Source organism: Segatella copri, from assembly GCF_019249795.2.
Classification (GTDB): domain Bacteria; phylum Bacteroidota; class Bacteroidia; order Bacteroidales; family Bacteroidaceae; genus Prevotella; species Prevotella copri_B.
Genome location: NZ_CP156891.1, coordinates 862,650 through 884,370, shown reverse-complemented (window position 1 = coordinate 884,370; position 21,721 = coordinate 862,650). Strand labels below are relative to the sequence as shown.

Genomic DNA, 21,721 nt, shown 5'->3' with positions numbered 1-21,721 from the left:
ATGATACAACCAGCCAATAGAGTAACGGAAATACAGGAATACTACTTCAGCCGCAAGCTGAAGGAAGTGGCTAAGCTTAATGCCGAGGGCAAAGACATTATCAGTCTGGCCATCGGAAGTCCAGACATGCCGCCTTCTAAGCAGACCATTGACAAGCTCTGCGAGGTAGCCAACAATCCCAACGCACACGGATATCAGCCTACGGTGGGCATACCAGAGTTGCGCAAAGCAATGGCTGGTTTCTATAAGCGCTGGTATGATGTAGACCTCGACTGGGCTACAGAAATCCAACCCCTCATAGGTAGCAAGGAAGGCATTCTGCACGTAACGCTCGCCTTCTGCAATCCTGGCGATGAGGTGCTTATCCCGAACCCTGGATACCCTACCTATACCGCCATCAACAAGATTCTGGGTACCAAGATTACCTACTACGATCTGAGAGAGGATAACGGATGGCAGCCCGATTTCGACGCCCTGGAGAAGATGGACCTGAGTCACGTAAAACTGATGTGGACCAACTATCCTAACATGCCGACAGGCGGTGTGGCAAAGCGCGAAACCTACGAAAAGCTGGTGGCATTCGCCCAGAAGCACAACATCGTGGTGGTGAACGACAACCCATATTCGCTCATCCTCAACGAGCACCCTATGAGCATCATGCAGGTGCCGGGAGCTAAGGACTGCTGCATCGAGTTCAATTCCCTGAGCAAGAGCCACAACATGCCAGGCTGGCGTGTGGCGATGATTTCGAGCAACAAGACTTTCATCTCATGGATTCTGAAGGTGAAGAGCAACATCGACAACGGAAGCTTCCGAGGCATACAGCTGGCTGCTGCCGAGGCGATGCTTAACAACACGGATGAATGGCATCGCGAGAACAACATCCAGAACTACCGCCGCCGGCGCGACATTGCTGAGGAGATCATGAAGGTGCTCGACTGCCAGTTTGACCCTAACCAGGTAGGCATGTTCCTCTGGGGCAAGATACCTGAGAAATATGCCGATGTAGAAGACCTGACAGAGAAGATTCTGCATGAGGCACGCGTCTTCCTCACCCCTGGCTTCATCTTCGGAACCAACGGCAAGCGTTACATCCGTATCAGCCTCTGTGCCAAGGATGAGAAGATGAAAGAGGCTCTGGAAAGAATCAAGAAGGTTTTTGAAAGGTAAAAGGCCTTTGAAAGGTAAAAAGGTAAAAGGGTAAAAAGAGCCTTTCCCCTTTCCGCCCCCGTTCCCAGCGATTCCATCGCTGGTCCCCAAAGAAAAAAGTAAAAAAATAAAAATATTCGACTATGGAATTAGAATTAGAACCATTGAATTTTCCTAGTGATCAGGAACGCCCTTGCGTCATTGCCGGCCCTTGCTCGGCAGAGACAGAAGAGCAGGTTATGACTACCGCTAAGCAGTTGGCTGCCAAAGGTTGCCACATGTTCCGCGCAGGTGTGTGGAAGCCACGCACCAAACCGGGAGGCTTTGAGGGTAACGGTGAAACAGCCTTGCCTTGGATGAAGCAGGTGAAGGAAGAAACAGGCATGCTGACAGCTACTGAGGTGGCTACCCCAGAGCATGTAGAGCTCGCACTGAAATATGGAATCGACATTCTCTGGGTAGGCGCACGTACATCTGCCAACCCATTCGCCATGCAGGCACTTGCCGACAGTCTTCAGGGCGTAGACGTGCCAGTGCTCGTTAAGAACCCGGTAAACCCAGACCTCGAGCTTTGGATCGGTGCCCTGCAGCGCATCAACCAGGCAGGCATCAAGAAACTCGGTGCCATCCACCGCGGATTCTCCAGCTTCGACAAGAAGATTTACCGCAACCTTCCTATGTGGCAGATTCCTATCGAGTTGCACCGCCGCATACCACAGTTGCCAATCATCTGCGACCCTAGCCACATCGGTGGCCGACGCGACCTCATCGCCCCTCTCTGTCAGCAGGCAATGGACTTAGGTTTCGACGGCCTAATCGTTGAGAGCCACTGCAGCCCAGACGATGCATGGAGCGATGCTAAGCAGCAGGTTACCCCAGAGGTGCTGGATTACATCCTCAGCCTCCTCGTAGTGCGCGATGAGCATTATTCTACAGAGGGTCTGCACCAGCTGCGCGGTCAGATTGACGAGTGCGACAACCAGCTGATGGATCTTCTGGCTAAACGTATGCGCGTTTGCCGCGAGATTGGTACCTACAAGAAGGAGCACAACATGACCATCGTTCAGACCAACCGTTACAACGAGATTCTCGACAAGCGTGGAGCCCAGGCAGCCCTCTGCGGCATGAGCTCTGAGTTTGCCGCTCAGATTTTCGAGCACATCCATGAGGAGAGTGTCCGCCAGCAGTTGGAAATCCTAAACCAGAAGTAAATTAAGTGAAGAGTGAAGAACGAAGAGTGAAGAATTCAAATGCTTTGAGGGCTAGGGTTCTTTGCTGTAGTTTTTCGTTTAAACAAATGATGCTGTAGAATTCTTCGTTCTTCACTCTTCACTCTTCACTTGAAAAATATGAGAATATTAATTATGGGAGCAGGTAAGATGGGAAGTTTCTTCATCGACCTGCTCAGCTTCGACCACGAGGTGGCGGTTTACGAGAAGGATGCCAAGCGCCTGCGCTTCACCTACAACTGTTACCGCTTCACTAAGATGGAAGAGATAGAGATGTTCCGCCCCGAACTGGCCATCAATGCGGTGACGGTAAAATATACGCTGCCAGCCTTTGAAGAGGTGTTGCCACATCTCTCTCACGACTGCATTATCAGCGACATAGCTTCGGTAAAGACCGGACTGCAGGAGTTTTACGAGAAGAGCGGTTTCCGCTTCGTGAGCACGCACCCTATGTTCGGCCCAACCTTTGCCAATCTGAACCAGCTTTCAGAGGAGAATGCAGTCATCATCAAGGAGGGTGACTACATGGGCAAGATATTCTTCAAGGACCTCTACCAGAAGTTGGGGTTGAGTCTGCATGAGTATACATTTGATGAGCACGACCAGACGGTGGCCTACTCGCTGAGTATTCCTTTCGTGAGCACCTTTGCCTTTGCGGCAGTGATGAAGCACCAGGATGCTCCGGGCACCACCTTCAAGCGCCACATGCAGATAGCCAAGGGCGTGCTCAACGAAGATGATTACCTGCTGCAGGAAATTCTCTTCAACCCATACACATCGGGGCAGGTGGCACAGATCAGAGAGGAGCTTGCTGAGCTCATCGACATCATTGACCACAAGGATGCGAAGCGTATGAAACTCTTTCTCACCAAGATACGTAATCATGTGAAGGAAGATATTGAGATTAAAGAAAAATAAAATTGTTGTTACGAGGGGGAGCCCTTATATTATTTCCCCCTTCAGGTTATTGGTGTTTTGCATGTGAATGTAGAACCAGTCAAGTTTTTTTAAGGCCTTGCATGTGAATGTAGGGTCTTTTTTTATGTGTTGCCGGAAGCGGAAAAGCTTAATGACCTTAATGACCTTAATGACCACCCCCGATTAGTGATTAATGATTAGGCAGGTGTGCGTCCCCGGTAAGGCGCCAGCAGGTGGATAATAAGGAAAAAGGGGGCAAAATGAAAATATGTAAGGAGATAGGGGCGATTTCTGAAATATTATTTGTACCTTTGCACCCACAAATCAAAGGATAGATTGTAGAATCAGTAAAAAGGATTGTAGAATCAATAAAACAGATTGTAGAATCAGTAAAAAGAAGAGCAGTTCTATTATGAGCGAACAGAAAGAAACAAAGAATATGAAGAATGCTGCAGAGGCACAGGCCCCTGAGCAGAATACAACAGAACCAGCAGCTAAGCAGAATGATGATGCTAAGCAGGCTGATACAACAGAACAGCAGGCGGATGCTGCTGCCTTCCAGGTAGTGAACGAGGGCTTTTCAACCCACGAAGCCATTGAAGAGGCAAAACGCTGCCTACATTGCAAGATTCCGCAGTGCAAGAAGGGATGCCCGATAGGCAACGACATACCTGATTTCGTACACGAACTCTCTATGGGTAACATGGGTGCAGCGATGAGCATCATCAATGCCAAGAGCAACTTGCCGGCCATCTGCGGCCGTGTATGCCCTCACGAGAAACAGTGTCAAGGCAACTGCGTGCTCGGAAAGAAAGGCAAACCGGTACAGATCGGCAAACTGGAGCAGTTTATTGCCGATTTTGATACCAAGATGAACCTTTCGCGCGAGATGTTGCCACAGAAAACACGTGGCCGTGTGGCAGTCATCGGTTCGGGTCCAGCGGGCTTGACCGTAGCTGGCGATCTGGCGCGTCAGGGCTTCAACGTCACCATTTTCGAGGGCCAGGCTGAGCCGGGAGGCGTGTTGATGTACGGTATTCCTGAGTATCGCTTACCTAAGTCGGTAGTGCGCGATGAGGTGGCTAAGATTGCTGCCCTCGGCGTGCAGTTTATCACCAACTGCATGGTGGGCGAGAACAATGTAACCATCGACAGTCTGTTCCGTGCAGGCTACGACGCCATCTTTATGGGCACAGGTACCAGCGTGCCTCAGAACATGGACTCTACACCGGGCTCAAAGCTCCACGGTGTGAGCCAGAGTACATACTTTCTGCATAACGTGAATGCCTATAACGAAGGCGCGTTGACCCGCGACATGGTTCCACTGCGCGACGGCGAGAAGGTGGGTGTCATTGGCGGCGGAAACGTGGCCATGGATGCTGCCCGTACTGCTATCCGTCTGGGTGCCGATGTAACTGTGCTGTACCGTAAGACCCAGGAAGAGATGCCTGCCATCCAGAGCGAATATGAAGATGCTGTGAAGGAAGGCGTGAAATTTGAGTGGAAAACTACCATCGAGGCCTTTCTGAAGGGCAAAAACGGCCGTCTGGGAAGCTGTGTGCTGAACACTCCTGAGGGTGAAAGGGTAGAAAAATTCGACAGAATCTATCTCGCCATTGGTTCAAGACCAGCCAACCGTATCGTTTCTACCACTGCCGGAATCGAGGTGGATGAGAAGGGATATGTAAAAGTTGTTGAACGTCCGTTCGGTATGACCACCCGTCGCGGTGTGTTTGCCGGAGGTGATGTGGTACACCGTCCGCAGACTGTAGTCCTGGCAATGAAGGCTGCCAAGGAGGTGGCTCAGGGCATCGCTCAGTATGTAGATGCCATCAAGCTTCTTGAAGAGGCTAAGAGAATCGAGCAACGTGGAATAGTAGAATAATCAAATGAACTCAATAGAATATAAGTGAATTATTTCTGCAGTTACGGAACTGGTTTAACAGAGAGTTGTCACTAGGCTCGGCAGAGCTGCTGAGCCTAGTGATAATATCTGGGAAGCTATGTGTTTTGACTTAAAAGACTATATGCAAGAACTCTAAAAACTGTATGCTTTTACTTACTAAAAATATTTCTTAGTGTTGAAAACACCATATCTTTCCTTTGAATGATACTATATACCTTTGAATGATGCTATATAAATAGGCCAACTGTTATAGACGCTTAATTTTTTTACATTACTCTTTAAATGAACTTAAACTTCTTGGGGAATTTAATGAAGTATCAGATTTAATCATTACTTTTGTATCAGATTCATATTAAGAAGAAGTAATTTGTCTGGTACAAAGAAAAGATATAAATCAGAGAAAAAGCATGAAGCGTATCATATTGATTTTAATAGTATTGCTTGCCATGTTAGGGCAGGTAGCCTATGCGCAGAAAACGTGTGTCATCGCATCGGCAGAAAATCATGTGCCTATTCGTGAAGCACTTATTCATACCAATAACAATCATTGGGCAAGAACAGATTATCGGGGCTATTGGACGATGCGCTATCAGTTTGATTCAGCAACCGTATCGAAACCTGGTTTTATGAAGGCAACTATCCGGTACAAGGAACTGCCGGATACTCTGTTTCTCTTGCCGGATGCCAAACAATTAGGCGAAGTGACAGTTTGGGGCAAAAATCAGGAAGGCATCAAAAACATGGAAGAGGATATTCAGGAGAAGATAAACTCTTTGCCAACTTCATCTGCTGGCATCGGGTTTGATGCTTTCGGATGGATGGATAAACAGGGGAAACGTGATAAGAAGCATCTGCAACAGGCTAAAAAGGTATTTGAAAAAATGGAACATAAGGATCCTGTGGTAGCTGCTTATGAAAAAGCAACGGGGAAAAAGTATGAATTGACTAATCCGTATGATGTTTCGGCTTTTAAGAAAGATCCTTCTTCTGAAATGGCTACAGAAGAGAAAAAAGCAACTTCTGATGCTGAATCAAAATCGAATAAGAAGGAGAATCCTGAAAAATAAGCACAAGAGTAAACTGAAGAAATGAACTCGGGAAAGGCAGAGCGACAGCTATTTTAGCCGACGGGATAAAAAAAAACATAAACAAGTTGGCTTTCTCGAAAAAAAGTCGTATCTTTGTAGCCAAAAATATAAAGAAAGAAAAATGTTTGAAAATTTAAGTGATAGACTGGAACGCTCGTTCAAAATCTTGAAGGGCGAGGGAAAAATTACAGAAATCAACGTGGCGGAAACCATGAAGGATGTGCGCCGTGCACTCCTCGACGCCGACGTAAACTATAAAGTGGCTAAGGAATTCACCAACAAGGTGAAGGAGAAAGCACTCGGCATGAATGTACTTACTGCCGTAAAGCCGGGACAGTTGATGATCAAGTTGGTGCACGATGAACTGGAAGAACTCATGGGCGGCGAAGAAGCTCCATTGAAGCTCGAAAGTCATCCGGCCGTCATCCTCATGAGCGGTCTGCAGGGTTCGGGTAAGACTACCTTCAGTGGCAAGCTTGCCAATATGCTCAAGACCAAGAAAGGCAAGAAGCCATTGCTCGTGGCCTGCGACGTTTACCGTCCGGCAGCTATCCAGCAGCTCCATGTTGTGGGTGAGCAGGTGGGTGTTCCGGTATACAGCGAGCCAGAGAACAAGGATGTGCTCAGTATCGCCGACCATGCTATCCAGCAGGCTAAGACCAACGGCAACGATGTGGTAATCGTCGATACAGCCGGACGTCTTGCCATTGATGAGCAGATGATGAACGAGATCAGCAATCTCAAGAATCATCTCCGTCCAGACGAAACCCTTTTCGTGGTTGACTCCATGACCGGTCAGGATGCCGTAAACACAGCCAAGGAATTCAACGACCGCCTTGACTTTAACGGCGTTGTTCTCACCAAGCTCGATGGTGATACCCGCGGTGGTGCAGCCCTCAGTATCCGTACCGTGGTAACCAAGCCAATCAAGTTTATAGGTACCGGCGAGAAAATGGACGCCATTGACGTGTTCCACCCAGCTCGTATGGCAGACCGAATCCTCGGCATGGGTGATGTGGTATCCCTCGTAGAGCGCGCACAGGAGCAGTTCGACCTGGAAGAGGCCAAGAAACTGGAGAAGAAGATCAGAAAGAACCAGTTCGACTTCAACGATTTCTACAACCAGATCCAGCAGATTAAGAAGATGGGTAACATCAAGGATCTGGCAGCGATGATTCCGGGTGTTGGCAAGGCCATCCGCGACGTAGATATCCCAGAGGATGCATTCAAGGGCGTAGAGGCCATTATCCAGAGTATGACTCCTAAGGAGCGCACCAACCCAGCCATCCTCAACACATCACGCCGCCAGCGCATCGCTAAGGGTTCGGGCACCAACATCCAGGAGGTGAACAAACTCATCAAGCAGTTTGACCAGACCCGAAAGATGATGCAGATGATGACCGGCAACAAAATGGCGCAGATGATGAGCCGCATGAAGGGTATGCCAGGCATGCCTAAGATGCCGGGAATGTAAGAAGTGAAGAACGAAGAGTGAAGAATTCGTATGCTTTGCAACTTAACATAGAACATTTAATATTAATATAGAATAAAAATGCAGCTTATAGACGGAAAGGCGACGGCAGCCGCCATCAAGGAACAGATAGCCCAGGAGGTGGCACAGATCGTAGCCGCCGGTGGCAAGCAGCCACACCTGGTAGCCGTGCTCGTAGGGCACGACGGGGGCAGTGAAACCTATGTGAAAAACAAGGTGCTGGCCTGCGAGAAGTGTGGATTCAAGTCGACCCTCATCCGTTATGAGGAGGATGTTACCGAAGAAGAGCTCCTGCAGTGCGTAGACAAGCTGAACCAGGATGATGATGTTGACGGATTCATCGTTCAACTTCCTCTGCCTAAGCACATCGATGAGCAGAAGGTGACCATGGCAATAGATTACCGTAAGGATGTAGACGGATTCCACCCGGTAAATGTGGGCAGAATGTCGCTCGGCATGGCTTGTTTCATTTCTGCCACTCCGCTCGGTATCCTCACCCTGCTGCAGCATTACAATATTGAGACCAGTGGCAAGAAATGCGTCATTCTGGGCAGAAGCAACATCGTAGGCAAGCCAATGGCTCAGCTGATGATGCAGAAGCAGTATGGCGATGCTACCGTCACCGTATGCCACTCCCATTCCAAGAATTTGAAGAAAGAGTGTCAGGAGGCAGATATCATCATCGCAGCCATCGGTCGTCCTGATTTCGTGACAGCTGATATGGTGAAGCCGGGAGCCGTAGTCATTGATGTGGGTACCACCCGCGTGCCTGATGCTACGAAGAAAAGCGGTTTCCGCCTGAATGGTGATGTGAAATTCGACGAGGTGGCAGAGAAGTGTTCCTTCATCACTCCTGTTCCGGGAGGCGTTGGTCCGATGACCATCTGCTCGCTGATGAAGAATACGCTGGCTGCCGGCAAGAAGGAATATTACAGCTAGAAAGAAGATAATTATTTCAGAAAGAAGCAGTGTTTAAGTCACTGCATACTTGATTTTTTATAACTCTCTAATTTGTGGGGGCAGGGTGCAGTGATGCACTCTGCCTTTTTATCAAGCCGAGAGAAAGAGTGTAAAATAAACAAACAATATTAATCTAAAAATATAGAAACATGATAAAACTAAAGTACATATTTACATCAGCGCTACTCGTGGCAGCTGCCAGTGCCAGTCAGGCTGTCAGCAGGCAGCAGATGCAGACGCAAATAGACAAGGATGCCCCTGCATACACCATACAGGGCAAGGATTCCATCTGCCAGATATTCATCTATTCGCCAGCACCCAACCAGGGGTTGCATCTGGCTTATTTCACCGACGATGAGCGTTGGGTGGATGTAGGACAGCTCTGCGCCAGCGACTATGGTCCGTGGGGAGCTGAAAAGAAGATGTATAACCCCTTCGTGGTAAAAGCCAACGACGGCACATGGCGCGCACTCTGGAGCGTGAACCAGCATGCGCCGCAGTTTGCCGTAGCCTATTCAGAAGACCTCATCACCTGGCGCCCGCAGGATTATCCCATCATCCGCGAAAAAGGCGTGAAGGATGTGGCTGCCTATCAGATGGATGACGGTAACTTCGACATCTATCTCAAGACATCCAAAGGCAAGCGATACGTACAGGCAAGCAACGATTTCCGTACCTTCAAGGAAGATACGCTGGAAGCTTCTGCCGATGAGATACTCTGGCAGCGCGACACCGCAACCATAGACGGAAAACTCTTCCAGGGCTGCGATTTCGAGGTGCCGGCTGTACATCTCAACTACATTCGCTCCTGGTTCCACGCCCTCTCTGAAGAGGCAAAACTCAACGCCCAGCCGATACCGAAGACCGATGCCGACCTCGCAGCTTATGTCAAGGACAACCACATCGACCTGCCGAAAGATTCGGAAATCCCTGCTAACCTCAGCATCAATCCACAGAAATCCCACCGCATCTCCAACAAGCTGATGGGTATCTTCTTCGAAGACATCAGCCGCGCTGCCGACGGAGGACTCTCTGCAGAAATGTTGCAGAACGGCGACTTTGAGTATAACAAGGAAGACCACCGCCACCAGTGGAATGCCACCACGGCATGGGTGGGGGTAGAGAAAGAGGGCATCGCCACCGAAAACGGGGTGAGCCAGAACAATCCCCATTATGCCGTTTTGGGCGCCACACCTATTTATAATATAGGTTGGGACGGCATCGCCATACGTCGCGGAGCTGCCGTTGAGGGCAAGGAGGGTAAGCATCAGCCGGCCATCTACGAGGTGAGCCTGCACGCCCGCTGTTTCGATGCCAAGAAGAAAAATCTCACCCTGGCGCTCGTAAACCAGGAGGGATTGCCGGTATGCCAGGCCAAGATTAAGGCGCAGGGAACTGACTGGAAGGAATATAAGGCGCAGCTCATCGTTACCGATAAATATGAGGGCGAACTCGCCAGCGAAGCCATCACCAAGGAAGGCAAACTGGGCAAGAACATCCGGTTCGCCATCTTGCCTAAGGGCGAGCAGAAAGTGGCGGTAGATTTGGTAAGTCTCAAACCACAAGATACTTACAAGGGGCATGGACTGCGTAAAGACCTTGCCGAGGCCATTGCCGACCTGAAGCCTCGCTTCGTGCGCTTCCCGGGCGGCTGCATGCTCCACGGTCAGGGGCTCAAGAACATTTATCACTGGAAGGAGAGCGTGGGTCCGCAGAAAGATCGCAAGCCAGCCTACAACATCTGGGGATACCATCAGACCCGCCAGCTGGGTTTCTATGAGTATTTCCAGTGGTGCGAGGATATGGGAGCCGAGCCGCTGCCTGTATTGGCGGCAGGTGTTCCTTGTCAGAACTCTGTGGCAGATGAGCGCGGAGTGGCTGGTCAGCAGGGCGGAATCCCGATGAGCGAGATGCCGCAGTATATTCAGGACGTGCTAGACCTGGTAGAATGGGCGAATGGCGACCCTGCCACCTCTAAGTGGGCTAAGATGAGAGCCGATGCGGGTCATCCGGCTCCGTTCAACCTCAAGATGATAGGCATCGGCAACGAAGACCTTATCTCTACCGATTTCGAGCAGCGCTACCTGATAATCTGCAAGGCAGTGAAGCAGAAGTATCCTCAGATAGAGGTGGTGGGTACCGTAGGTCCGTTCCACTTCCCGTCTTCCGATTATATTGAGGGTTGGAAGATTGCCCGCGAAAACAAGCGCTGGATTGATGCCGTAGACGAGCATTATTATGAGCAGCCGGGCTGGTTCCTGAACCATCAGGATTATTACGACCATTACGACCGCAAGGCTCCTAAGGTTTATCTGGGCGAATATGCATCTCGCGGTGCCAATGCGGTAGACAATGCGCTGGCTGAGGGCATCCACCTCTGCAATGTGGAGCGCAACGGCGATGTGGTAGAAATGACATCTTATGCTCCTCTCTTGTGTAAGGACGGATACAGTAACTGGCAGCCGGACATGATTTACTTTGATAATAATAATGTACGCGCGAGCGAGAGCTACAAGATGCAGAAGATGTTCGGTCAGCATGCCGGTGACCTTTACATCTCATCCGTGCTCAGTCTGCCGGATGCGCTGAAGAAATATGTGGGCACCAGTGTGGTGAAGGATTCTAAATCGGGCAAAACCTGGCTTAAAGTGGTGAATGCCTTGCCTCGCACGCTGAAACTCTCGGTTTCTGGCTTGGGCAACAAGCAGGTAACCATCGCAGGCAGAAGCGCTCAGGTTTTCGAACTTTAGCTTTCTTCAGAAGATGTTTTCTGATAGAAACGGATAGAACCAATAATGGCTCAGATTATTCATTTTGAGTAAAATAGAATAGAGAAATAGGATATTAAAATGTTCTTTTTCTCCATATTTCATGTTTTACAGCATGAAATATGGCCAAAAATTTGGCAGTTAATAATTTTTTTTATTATTTTGCACCTTGAAAATGAAGTTTTAAGTAATTTATATACAATCAAATTTTAGAGAGAAAATGAAAAAGTTAGTATTAATGTTTGCTGCTGTCGTAATGGCAGTATCTGCATCTGCTCAGACTACACAGGAGAGCAAGTTCTTTGACAATTGGTATCTTGGTGTAAACGTTGGAGCTGCTACAAAGACTACTCACAATGCATGGTTCAAGAACGTAAATCCTTCAGTAGGTGTACGTCTCGGAAAGTGGTTTACTCCAGTTTGGGGTGCTGCTGTAGAGGCTGACCTCTATGCTCGTAATCGCAACCTGCCTTATACACATAAGACTTTGGTTCGTGGTGCAAGCGGTAAGTTCATCGGTACTATCAATGCAACAAACCTCTTCTTGGGTTACAAGGGTGAGCCACGTAAATTCGAAATCATCCCATTGGCAGGCATCGGCGCTTACCACTCTTTCAATCTTCATAATGGCAACCTCAATGCCCTCACAGCTAACGCAGGTGTTGACTTCGCATTCAACCTTGGCGCAAACAAGGCTTGGCAGGTATATGTAGAGCCATCTATGAATTGGTTCCTTCACGACAACAAGAGTGCTTGCAATGGTTGCCAGTTTGATGTTAACAAATCTGCTTTCCAGGTTAAGGTGGGTGTTAACTACAAGTTCAAGGGTTCTAACAACTCTCACAACTTCACTATCGTAACTCCACGCGACCAGAACGAGATTGATGGTTTGAATGGTCAGATCAACAACCTCCGCAACGACTTGAATAGCAAGGATTCTGAACTCGCTGCTAAGGACAAGCAGATCAAGGATCTCCAGAATGCGCTCAATGAGTGCCAGAAGACTCCTAAGTATGTAAAGCCAGCTACTGCTACCAATTTGCAGCCAACAGTATTGTTTACTGTAGGTAAGTCAAAAGTAGAGCGTAGCCAGATGCCAAACATCGAGATGATTGCTCAGTATATGAAGAATCATCCAGATGCTAAGGTTGAAATTAAGGGTTATGCATCTCCAGAGGGTTCTAAGGAACTTAACCAGAAACTTTCTGAGGCTCGTGCCAATGCTGTAAAGAACATTCTCGTTAAGACTTACAAGATTAGCGCAAAACGTCTTCAGGCTAAGGGTATGGGTGCTACTGACAAGCTCTTCAAGCAGGTTGAGTTCAACCGTGTTGCTACATTCAATGATAACAATGCAGCTGAATAAAGAAATAAGTAGTTCAGATATTTGGTCTTGTGACCAGGTCCTCCTAAACTTCGGTTTAGGGGGATTTTTTTTCTTCTTGCCTTTCTTACATGTCTGGCCACCTCGCTTTATACTTTTTCGTCAGGTAATCTTAATAAGATAAGAGTTCAGTGTGGTTAATAAGCTCTTTCTTGTTTTTTTTGCACAAAATCAGCAGAAATGAGTATCTGTTGTGATAAATTGTAAGCATTTTATTTGTTTTTCTAACAAAAAAACGAAGTTTTGTGAAATTTTATGCGAAATTAGTTGGCTATTACATAAATTCTCTGTATCTTTGCAGGCAAATTATAACAAATGGGTTCGAAAGAGTCCTTTTAAGCAAGGAAATAAAAGAAAAAAGATATGAAACATCCATTAAGAAGTAGCGTCTGCACTGAAGGCAGAAGAATGGCAGGTGCCCGAGCACTCTGGGTCGCTGCAGGTATGAAACACGAGCAGTTTGGTAAACCAATCATTGCTATCGTGAATAGCTTTACTCAGTTTGTGCCAGGTCATACCCATCTTCATGAAATCGGTCAGATCGTCAAGAAGGAAATTGAAGCTATGGGGTGCTACGCAGCCGAATTCAATACCATTGCCGTTGACGACGGTATCGCAATGGGACACGACGGAATGCTCTATTCCCTCCCAAGCCGTGACATCATTGCCGACTCTGTAGAATACATGGTCAATGCTCACAAGGCCGACGCCATGATCTGCATCTCAAACTGCGACAAGGTAACCCCAGGTATGCTCATGGCATCTATGCGACTGAACATTCCTACCGTGTTCTGCTCAGGTGGACCTATGGAAGCTGGACGCTGGAAGGGTGAGAACGCCGACTTGATTACAGCTATGATTAAGGGTGCTGATACAAGCGTTTCTGACGAGGAGATGATGCAGATTGAGCAGTGCGCCTGCCCAGGTTGCGGTAGCTGCTCAGGTATGTTTACCGCCAATTCAATGAACTCACTCACCGAGGCCATCGGTCTGAGTTTGCCAGGCAACGGAACCATTCTTGCTACCCACAAAAACCGTATCCAACTTTTTAAAGATGCAGCACGCCAGATAGTTAAGAACGCTTATGCATATTATGAGGACGGCGACGAGAGCGTATTGCCACGCAATATAGCTACCCGCGACGCATTCCTCAACGCCATGACCCTGGACATCGCCATGGGCGGAAGCACTAACACCGTGCTCCACTTGCTGGCAGTAGCTCAGGAAGCTGGCGCAGACTTCAAGATGGAAGACATCGACCAATTGAGTCGCAAGGTGCCTTGCCTCTGCAAGTTGAGCCCTAACACCCAGAAATACAGTGTACAGGAGTGCAACCGCGCAGGTGGTATCCTCGGTATCCTGAACGAGCTGAACAAGGGCGGTCTGATCAACGGCGCCGTAAAGCGTGTTGACGGCAAGACACTCGATGAGCAGATGAAGAAATACGACATTACCGACACAGAGATTGATGCCGAGGCTGACAGAATCTACCACTCAGCACCGGGCAGAAAGTTCTCTACCCAGATGGGTAGCCAGGACGCTCAGTGGGAGAGTCTTGACATCGACCGCGCCGAGGGTTGTATTCGCGACCTCGAGCATGCCTACACCAAGGATGGCGGACTGGCAGTGCTCTTCGGTAACATCGCCCAGAATGGTTGCGTAGTAAAGACAGCCGGCGTAGACCCAGTGCTCTGGCATTTTGAGGGTCCAGCCGTATGCTTTGATTCTCAGGAAGATGCATGCGAAGGCATCCTCGGCGGAAAGGTTAACTCAGGCGACTGCGTAGTCATCACCCACGAGGGTCCGAAGGGTGGCCCTGGCATGCAGGAGATGCTCTACCCAACCTCTTACATCAAGAGCCGTCACCTGGGCAAGGAATGTGCCCTCATCACCGACGGCCGCTTCTCAGGCGGTACATCAGGCTTGAGCATCGGTCACATCAGTCCTGAGGCTGCAGCAGGTGGTAACATCGGCAAGATTAAGGATGGCGACATCATCGTCATTGATATCCCTAGCCGCTCCATCAATGTGAAGCTCTCTGACGAGGAACTCGCTGCACGCCCACAGCAGCCGCTGAAGCGCAACCGCTTGGTTAGCAAGGCACTGCGCGCTTATGCCCAGAGCGTAAGTTCGGCAGATAAGGGCGGTGTGAGAATCATCGACTAGTCTTCAAGAGTCTTTGAAAAGACAGTTTTTAGAGTCTTTGAGAAAAGAAAAGTTTTTGAATTATTCAGAATAATAACATATAAATGGCAAAAGAAGTAATAACAGGAGCCGAAGCACTGATGCGCTCCCTGAAAAACGAGGATGTTAAAACCATCTTCGGATATCCGGGCGGCAGCATCATGCCAGTGTTTGATGCACTGTACGGTTACACGAGAGGTGAAAAGAAGATGTTTGACCACATCTTGGTACGTCACGAGCAGGCTGCTGCTCACGCTGCACAGGGTTATGCCCGAGTCAGCGGCGAAGTGGGCGTCGCTCTTGTCACTAGTGGTCCTGGAGCTACTAATACATTGACCGGCATCGCTGATGCCATGATGGATTCTACACCAATTGTAGTCATCGCCGGACAGGTAGGCGTAGGTGCCCTGGGTACCGATGCCTTCCAGGAGGTAGACCTCGTGGGTGTTACCCAGCCAATCTCCAAGTGGTCTTACCAGATACGCCGTGCCGAGGATGTGGCATGGGCTGTGAGCCGTGCTTTCTACATCGCCCGCAGCGGACGTCCGGGACCTGTGGTGCTCGACTTTACAAAGAATGCGCAGGTGGCTACATGCGAGTGGGAACCAGTGAAATGTGAGAAGGTTACATCTTACAACCCTTATCCTACGATAGATGAAAAGGCGGTGGCTGAAGCTGCCGAACTCATCAACAATGCCAAGAAACCATTCGCCCTCGTGGGTCATGGAGTAGAGCTTGGCGGTGCACATAATGAACTCATCGAATTCCTCGAGAAGGCAGATATCCCTGCCGGCAGAACCCTGCTCGGCCTTTCTGCCCTGCCTAGCAACCACCCGCTCAACATGGGTATGCTCGGCATGCACGGTTCTTATGCTACCAACATGAAGACCCAGGAGTGTGATGTGCTCATCGCCATCGGTATGCGTTTCAGCGACCGTATCACAGGCGTGCCTTCTAAGTATGCTCCTCAGGCAAAGATTATCCACCTGGACATTGACAAGGCTGAGATTGATAAGGTTATCAAGACCGATGTGGCTGTGGTGGGCGACTGCAAGCAGAGTCTGCCAGCCATTACCCGTCTGCTGAACAAGAATGTTCACCGCGAGTGGAGAGACTCCTTCGAGGAATACTGCCAGCAGGAACAGGAAAAGGTAATAGAGAAGGATATCCATCCTACAGAGGGACCGCTGCTCATGGGCGAGGTGACCAACGTGGTAACGGAAGCTACTCATAATGAGGCTGTTCTCGTAAACGACGTAGGTCAGAACCAGATGATCAGTAGCCGCTACTTCAAGTTTACCAAGAAGCTGAGCATCGTAACCAGTGGTGGTTTCGGAACCATGGGCTTTGGCCTTCCGGCAGCCATCGGTGCCACCTTCGGAGCTCCCGACCGCACCATCTGCTGTTTCTTCGGCGACGGCGGTTTCCAGATGAACATCCAGGAACTAGGCACCATCATGGAGCAGCAGGCACCGGTAAAGATGATTCTGCTGAACAACAACTATCTGGGCAACGTTCGCCAGTGGCAAGACCTGATGTTCGGCGGCCGTCACTCCTTCACCCACATGATGAATCCTCATTATGCAGAGATTGCCAAGGCCTACGGCATACCATACGATGTGGTAATAGACCGCAAGGACCTTCAGGCTAAGGTGGAGAAGATGATCAGCACCAAGGGTCCTTACCTGCTGGAGTGCGCCATCAAGGAGAATGAAGACATCGTTCCGATGACGCTGCCGGGCAAGAGTGTAGATGAGATGCAACTCGAGTTGAATTATTAAAAGTTCTCGGCTATATATATAATAAGGTGTAAATTCCTTCAAGAGGGAGCATCCTCCGAAAAGGAAAGACTCCGAAAAGTAACCGATTATTTTAAAATTTGGAAAAATGGAGAATAACAACGAAAAGAAATTATATACATTGCTTGTTTACTCAGAAAACATTGCCGGTATCCTGAATCAGATTACCGCCGTGTTTACTCGCAGACAGGTAAACATCGAGAGCTTGAATGTTTCGGCCAGCAGTATCAAGAATATACACAAGTATACCATCACGGTTTGGAGTGATGAAGAGCAGATTGAGAAAATCAACAAGGCAATAGAGAAGAAGATTGACGTGGTGAAGAGCGATTACTACTCCGACGACCAGATCTTCATCCATGAAGTGGCTCTCTTCAAGATTTCCACTCCGGTATTGCTCGAAAATCCAGAGGTTTCGCGCACCATCCGCAAGCATGATGCCCGCATGATGGAGGTGAATCCTACCTACAGCACCGTGCTTCTGGCAGGACTTACCGAAGACATCGCCGACCTCTTCCAGCAGCTCAACAGCTACAACTGCCTGCTTCAGTATACCCGAAGCGGCAGAATCGCTGTAACGAGAAGTTTTGACGAACCCATCTCTGATTATCTCAAGCAGAATTCAGAAGATTAGATTTCTTTCATATTTTGATGCCCTTTGTTCCCCTGGCTTCAAACTAGCGGAGCAGGGGGCTTTTTCGGTTTAAAACAACAAGACAAACAACAAGATAAAAGGACGAGACAGATATTATGGAACAGAAAATATTAGATAAGGTAGGGCGTTACGAATTTCTTTCGGAGCCTTTCCACTGCGATTTCAGCAGCCACCTCTTTATGGGGCATCTCGGAAATCATCTGCTCAATGCTGCCGATTTTCACAGCAACGACCGCGGGTTCGGTATGAACTACCTCATGCCCCGACACAAGACATGGGTTCTCAGCCGACTGGCTATTGAGATGACAGAGATGCCGAAGTCTTACGACCGCTTTGTGGTAGAAACCTGGTGCGAGAGTGCCATGAAATATTTCACATCCCGAGATTTCAAAATCTGCGGCAAGACATCATCATCAGAAGAAGCCAAGGTTTACGGTTACGGCAAGAGCGTGTGGGCAATGATTGATACGGAGACCCGACAGCCTGTTGATATTTTTGAAATTCACGACGGACTCATCAAAGAATATATTGATTCGGAAAAACCTTGTCCTATCCAGGCAAGTTCGAGAGTGAAAATGGGCAAGGATGCCAAGCTGGTGAGAACCATTGACACCTATTATCATGATGTAGATGTTAACGGACACATCAACTCGGTAAAATACATCGAACATATCCTCGACCTCTTTGATCTGGATTATTACAAAAATCACTTTTTGCAAAGATTTGAGATAGCTTACGTAGCAGAAAGTCACCAGGGAGACCAACTTCATTTCTATTTGGAAGAAACAAGTGAGGCAGAAAAAATGCAAGAATACTGCATAAAGATAACAAAAACCGGCAAAAATGACGTAAATGAGGTGGAAGTTGTAAGAAGTAAGGCTAAATTTATTAAAAATTGAAAGAAAAATTTGGTGGTTTCATTTTAATTGCTTACCTTTGCACTCAGAAAATAAAAATAAACCCAGAGCCGCCTTCTTGGATAGGGGGTGGACGGATCAAACAGGCTATCTTTGGATAAGAATACAGCTCGCATCCGTATGGACAAGTATAACCCGCGGCTCCACAAACGGCAAGCCGCACAAAAAATTAAAAATTATGGCAGAAATGAATTTCGGTGGCGTAATGGAAACTGTTGTCACCAGTCATGAATTTTCATTGGAGAAAGCACGTGAAGTATTGAAGAACGAAACTATCGCAGTTATCGGTTATGGTATCCAGGGTCCTGGTCAGGCTTGTAACCTTCGCGATAATGGTTTCAACGTCATCGTCGGACAGCGTCAGGGTAAGACCTACGAGAAGTGTCTGAAGGATGGTTGGGTTCCTGGTAAGACTCTGTTCTCTATCGAGGAAGCTGCTGAAAAGGGTACTATCATCTGTATGTTGCTTTCTGATGCCGGTCAGATTGCATGCTGGCCAAAGATTAAGCCATACCTCACACCAGGTAAGACTTTGTATTATTCACATGGTTTCGCTATCAACTGGAGCGACCGTACAGGCGTTGTTCCACCAAAGGATATTGATGTAATCATGGTTGCTCCTAAGGGTTCTGGTACTTCTCTCCGCACTATGTTCTGTGAGGGTCGTGGTTTGAACTGCTCTTACGCTGTATACCAGAATGCATCTGGCAAGGCAGAGGATAAGACTATTGCCTTCGGTATCGGTATCGGTGCCGGTTATTTGTTTAAGACTACATTCCAGCGTGAGGCTACTTCTGACCTCACAGGTGAGCGTGGCTCATTGATGGGTGCAATTGAGGGATTGTTGGAGGCACAGTATGACGTGCTCCGCGAGAATGGTCACTCACCATCTGAGGCTTTCAACGAGACTGTTGAGGAGCTCACACAGAGCCTTGGCCCTCTCTTCGGTGCTAAGGGTATGGATTGGATGTATGCTAACTGTTCAACAACAGCTCAGCGTGGTGCTCTTGACTGGGCTCCTCGTTTCCGTGAGGCTATCAAGCCTGTAATGGAGTGGTTGTACTACTCTGTAAAGACTGGTAACGAGGCTCAGATTTCTATCGACAAGAACTCTCAGGCTGATTACCGCGAGAAGTTGAACGCTGAACTCGAGGCTATGCGCAACAAGGAAATGTGGCAGGCTGGTGTTACAGTTCGTAAACTTCGCCCTGAGAATAACTAATTTTTTTCTCGTACATAATGTTGAAAAGGGAATGGCCCGAGAGGTGTCGTTCCCTTTTTTCTGTTTATAAGGGGCTTTAGTGATTTCATTTGGGAGCGGGCTCATAAAGTATAACTTATGATACACCTTTCTACTATTTCATTTATGGGTCATGAACGATTTTGTCTCCCTCGACATAAAACATATTCTCTGCAACCATTTCTTCAAGAACTGCAGCCATATCTTCTGAATCATATTTCAGTTGGTTTAATTCTGTAATGTCATGTGGCTTTCCGTCTTTCAGCAAGTCTAGAATTTCTGATATAATGGTTTGCTTCTGGGGTATTTTGTGGTCTATGCAGACATCACATATCCCGCAGTCGTCCTTCATTTTCGTTTTTTCGCCAAAATAATTCAGAAGCTGGCGCGAACGGCAAATGCTGTCGTTCTTTGCATAACTGATAATGCTCTTGATGTGGGCAGTAAACTGTTTCTTGCGTACTTCCCATACCTCCTCAGGGATGATAACTCTGAAACCATCTTCCCTAGGACGTGTGTAGCTGATATAAGGTGTCTTGCGGCGGGGAATGAAGTCGATGATGTGGCGGGCACTCAGATTTTTCAGAATCATGTATACCTGCTGACGGTTTAGTTCGCTTACACGCTCTATCAGCGATTCATCAATGTAAACATAGTCGGTAAACAGACCGCCGTAATTACGCAGAAGCCCCGTAATGACAGACTCTTCCTTCTCCGAAACATTCTCTAGCAGATAGAGATCATTTCGGCTGATGTTAAATCTGATTCTTGCTTTTCCGTCAGGATTGTCCTCGTAGTGGATATAGCCTGAGCGCTCCAGAATGTGCAGAGCCGAGTCTACGCGAGTAGGGAAGTACTTGTAGGTGAAGCAGAACTTCTCTATCTCGAACATGAAAGTCTGTCCCATTCCGCTTCCAACTGCCACCTGGAAAAAGTAAGCAAGATGCTCGTAAACGTCTTTGATGAATTCTTTGTCTGGGAAGGTTTCGTCTATGCGTTTCATGAGTTTGTTTTCATCGCTCTGGTTGTAGAGCAGCACAGCATAAGCCTTTTCGCCGTCTCTTCCGCCTCGTCCCGCCTCTTGAAAATAGGCTTCCAGTGAGTCTGGACAATCTATATGAATTACCATTCTCACATCTGACTTGTCTATTCCCATGCCGAAAGCATTGGTTGCTACCATTACCCTTATCTCGTCATTTTGCCAGTTTTTCTGTCGGATATCCTTCACGTCGGAATCCAGTCCGGCATGGTAAAATGTAGCAGAAATACCTTGTTTGTTCAGAAGTTCTGCCATCTCCTTGGTTCGTTTTCGGCTTCTCGCGTAAATGATTGCTGAGCCTTGGGTACACTGCAGGATATGAACCATTTCGGTCAACTTGTCGTTGGTGGTGCGCACCACATAGGCAAGATTCTTGCGGGCAAAACTCATTTTAAATACGTTTTGCTTCTTGAAGTGAAGCTGGTTCTGGATATCTTCTACTACATCGGGAGTGGCCGTAGCCGTAAGAGCAAGGACTGGTACACCGGGCTTCATATCTCTTATTTTTGCAATTTCGAGATAAGACGGGCGGAAATCGTAACCCCACTGGCTGATGCAGTGAGCTTCATCTACCGTGATGAAACTCACCGGAATGTGGCGCAGTTTAGTTTGGAACAATTCTGAAGAAAGACGTTCTGGTGAAACATACAGAAACTTGATTTCACCGAAAATACAATTTTCCAATATTCGGAGAATCTCTTGGCGCGACAATCCTGTGTAGATGGCTTCAGCCAGGATGTTGCGGGCCTTGAGATGCTGTACCTGATCCTTCATTAGCGCAATGAGTGGAGTTACCACAATGCAGACGCCCTTTTGGGCAAGGGCTGGAACCTGGAAGGTGATGGATTTACCGCCACCCGTAGGCATAAGACCGAGGGTATCCTCACCTCGGGCTATACTCTCGATGATGTCTCGTTGTATGCCGCGAAAGTCAGGATACCCCCAATATGTACGTAGTATTTCTTGATATTTATCTGCCATTTTTTGAAACTT

Annotated in this window: 15 protein-coding genes; 14 read left to right on the top strand and 1 reads right to left on the bottom strand. The window is 48.2% G+C overall.

The window, feature by feature from the left end; translation table 11 throughout:
* The 14 genes from KUA48_RS04120 (at position 1) to ilvC (ending at position 19,671) form a co-directional block, all read left to right on the top strand.
* A complete protein-coding gene (locus KUA48_RS04120; RefSeq protein WP_118254832.1) occupies positions 1-1,170 on the top strand; it encodes a pyridoxal phosphate-dependent aminotransferase in 1,170 nt (389 codons plus the stop codon).
* A gap of 122 nt (positions 1,171-1,292) precedes the next feature.
* Complete coding sequence (locus tag KUA48_RS04115; protein ID WP_218433052.1) at positions 1,293-2,360, top strand: bifunctional 3-deoxy-7-phosphoheptulonate synthase/chorismate mutase type II; 1,068 nt, start codon at positions 1,293-1,295, stop codon at positions 2,358-2,360.
* Between the two features lie 138 nt (positions 2,361-2,498).
* The gene (locus tag KUA48_RS04110; RefSeq protein ID WP_118254833.1) at positions 2,499-3,296 is read left to right on the top strand and encodes a prephenate dehydrogenase/arogenate dehydrogenase family protein; all 798 of its coding nucleotides are present in this window, start codon (positions 2,499-2,501) and stop codon (positions 3,294-3,296) included.
* 412 nt (positions 3,297-3,708) lie between these two features.
* Complete coding sequence (locus KUA48_RS04105) at positions 3,709-5,181, top strand: NAD(P)-dependent oxidoreductase (protein ID WP_153073188.1); 1,473 nt, start codon at positions 3,709-3,711, stop codon at positions 5,179-5,181.
* A 428-nt stretch (positions 5,182-5,609) separates the two neighbouring features.
* On the top strand, positions 5,610-6,269 hold the full coding sequence (locus KUA48_RS04100; RefSeq protein ID WP_153079637.1) for a hypothetical protein: 660 nt from the start codon (positions 5,610-5,612) through the stop codon (positions 6,267-6,269).
* A 142-nt stretch (positions 6,270-6,411) separates the two neighbouring features.
* Positions 6,412-7,764 (top strand): signal recognition particle protein, encoded by a 1,353-nt coding sequence (ffh, locus tag KUA48_RS04095; protein WP_006847372.1) that lies wholly within the window; start codon positions 6,412-6,414, stop codon positions 7,762-7,764.
* A 78-nt stretch (positions 7,765-7,842) separates the two neighbouring features.
* Entirely contained in the window at positions 7,843-8,721 is an 879-nt protein-coding gene (gene folD, locus KUA48_RS04090; RefSeq protein WP_153073191.1) for a bifunctional methylenetetrahydrofolate dehydrogenase/methenyltetrahydrofolate cyclohydrolase FolD, read from the top strand.
* Positions 8,722-8,891: 170 nt separating this feature from the next.
* Positions 8,892-11,492, top strand: a complete 2,601-nt coding sequence (locus tag KUA48_RS04085) for an alpha-L-arabinofuranosidase C-terminal domain-containing protein (RefSeq protein WP_218433051.1) — start codon at positions 8,892-8,894, stop codon at positions 11,490-11,492.
* A 238-nt stretch (positions 11,493-11,730) separates the two neighbouring features.
* Positions 11,731-12,876 carry an OmpA family protein gene (locus KUA48_RS04080; RefSeq protein ID WP_203053738.1) on the top strand — a complete coding sequence of 382 codons (1,146 nt, stop codon included), beginning with the start codon at positions 11,731-11,733 and terminating at the stop codon, positions 12,874-12,876.
* A 381-nt stretch (positions 12,877-13,257) separates the two neighbouring features.
* Positions 13,258-15,060, top strand: a complete 1,803-nt coding sequence (gene ilvD / locus KUA48_RS04075) for a dihydroxy-acid dehydratase (RefSeq protein WP_153079216.1) — start codon at positions 13,258-13,260, stop codon at positions 15,058-15,060.
* An 83-nt stretch (positions 15,061-15,143) separates the two neighbouring features.
* A complete protein-coding gene (gene ilvB, locus KUA48_RS04070; RefSeq protein ID WP_218433050.1) occupies positions 15,144-16,859 on the top strand; it encodes a biosynthetic-type acetolactate synthase large subunit in 1,716 nt (571 codons plus the stop codon).
* A gap of 106 nt (positions 16,860-16,965) precedes the next feature.
* Positions 16,966-17,511, top strand: a complete 546-nt coding sequence (gene ilvN / locus KUA48_RS04065; RefSeq protein WP_117692246.1) for an acetolactate synthase small subunit — start codon at positions 16,966-16,968, stop codon at positions 17,509-17,511.
* Positions 17,512-17,627: 116 nt separating this feature from the next.
* Positions 17,628-18,431, top strand: a complete 804-nt coding sequence (locus KUA48_RS04060) for an acyl-[acyl-carrier-protein] thioesterase (RefSeq protein ID WP_153073194.1) — start codon at positions 17,628-17,630, stop codon at positions 18,429-18,431.
* Between the two features lie 196 nt (positions 18,432-18,627).
* Entirely contained in the window at positions 18,628-19,671 is a 1,044-nt protein-coding gene (gene ilvC / locus KUA48_RS04055; RefSeq protein ID WP_118254841.1) for a ketol-acid reductoisomerase, read from the top strand.
* A 142-nt stretch (positions 19,672-19,813) separates the two neighbouring features.
* Here ilvC and KUA48_RS04050 read toward each other — a convergent pair whose 3' ends face one another.
* A complete protein-coding gene (locus KUA48_RS04050; RefSeq protein ID WP_153073195.1) occupies positions 19,814-21,709 on the bottom strand; it encodes an ATP-dependent DNA helicase RecQ in 1,896 nt (631 codons plus the stop codon).
* Positions 21,710-21,721 lie beyond the last annotated feature (12 nt).

Coding starts and splice junctions, on each gene's coding strand:
- KUA48_RS04060 (WP_153073194.1), top strand. CDS start 17,628: ATGGAACAGAAAATATTAGATAAGGTAGGGCGTTACGAATTTCTTTCG.
- ilvD (WP_153079216.1), top strand. CDS start 13,258: ATGAAACATCCATTAAGAAGTAGCGTCTGCACTGAAGGCAGAAGAATG.
- ilvC (WP_118254841.1), top strand. CDS start 18,628: ATGGCAGAAATGAATTTCGGTGGCGTAATGGAAACTGTTGTCACCAGT.
- ilvB (WP_218433050.1), top strand. CDS start 15,144: ATGGCAAAAGAAGTAATAACAGGAGCCGAAGCACTGATGCGCTCCCTG.
- KUA48_RS04050 (WP_153073195.1), bottom strand. CDS start 21,709: ATGGCAGATAAATATCAAGAAATACTACGTACATATTGGGGGTATCCT.
- KUA48_RS04105 (WP_153073188.1), top strand. CDS start 3,709: ATGAGCGAACAGAAAGAAACAAAGAATATGAAGAATGCTGCAGAGGCA.
- KUA48_RS04120 (WP_118254832.1), top strand. CDS start 1: ATGATACAACCAGCCAATAGAGTAACGGAAATACAGGAATACTACTTC.
- KUA48_RS04085 (WP_218433051.1), top strand. CDS start 8,892: ATGATAAAACTAAAGTACATATTTACATCAGCGCTACTCGTGGCAGCT.
- folD (WP_153073191.1), top strand. CDS start 7,843: ATGCAGCTTATAGACGGAAAGGCGACGGCAGCCGCCATCAAGGAACAG.
- ffh (WP_006847372.1), top strand. CDS start 6,412: ATGTTTGAAAATTTAAGTGATAGACTGGAACGCTCGTTCAAAATCTTG.
- KUA48_RS04100 (WP_153079637.1), top strand. CDS start 5,610: ATGAAGCGTATCATATTGATTTTAATAGTATTGCTTGCCATGTTAGGG.
- ilvN (WP_117692246.1), top strand. CDS start 16,966: ATGGAGAATAACAACGAAAAGAAATTATATACATTGCTTGTTTACTCA.
- KUA48_RS04110 (WP_118254833.1), top strand. CDS start 2,499: ATGAGAATATTAATTATGGGAGCAGGTAAGATGGGAAGTTTCTTCATC.
- KUA48_RS04080 (WP_203053738.1), top strand. CDS start 11,731: ATGAAAAAGTTAGTATTAATGTTTGCTGCTGTCGTAATGGCAGTATCT.
- KUA48_RS04115 (WP_218433052.1), top strand. CDS start 1,293: ATGGAATTAGAATTAGAACCATTGAATTTTCCTAGTGATCAGGAACGC.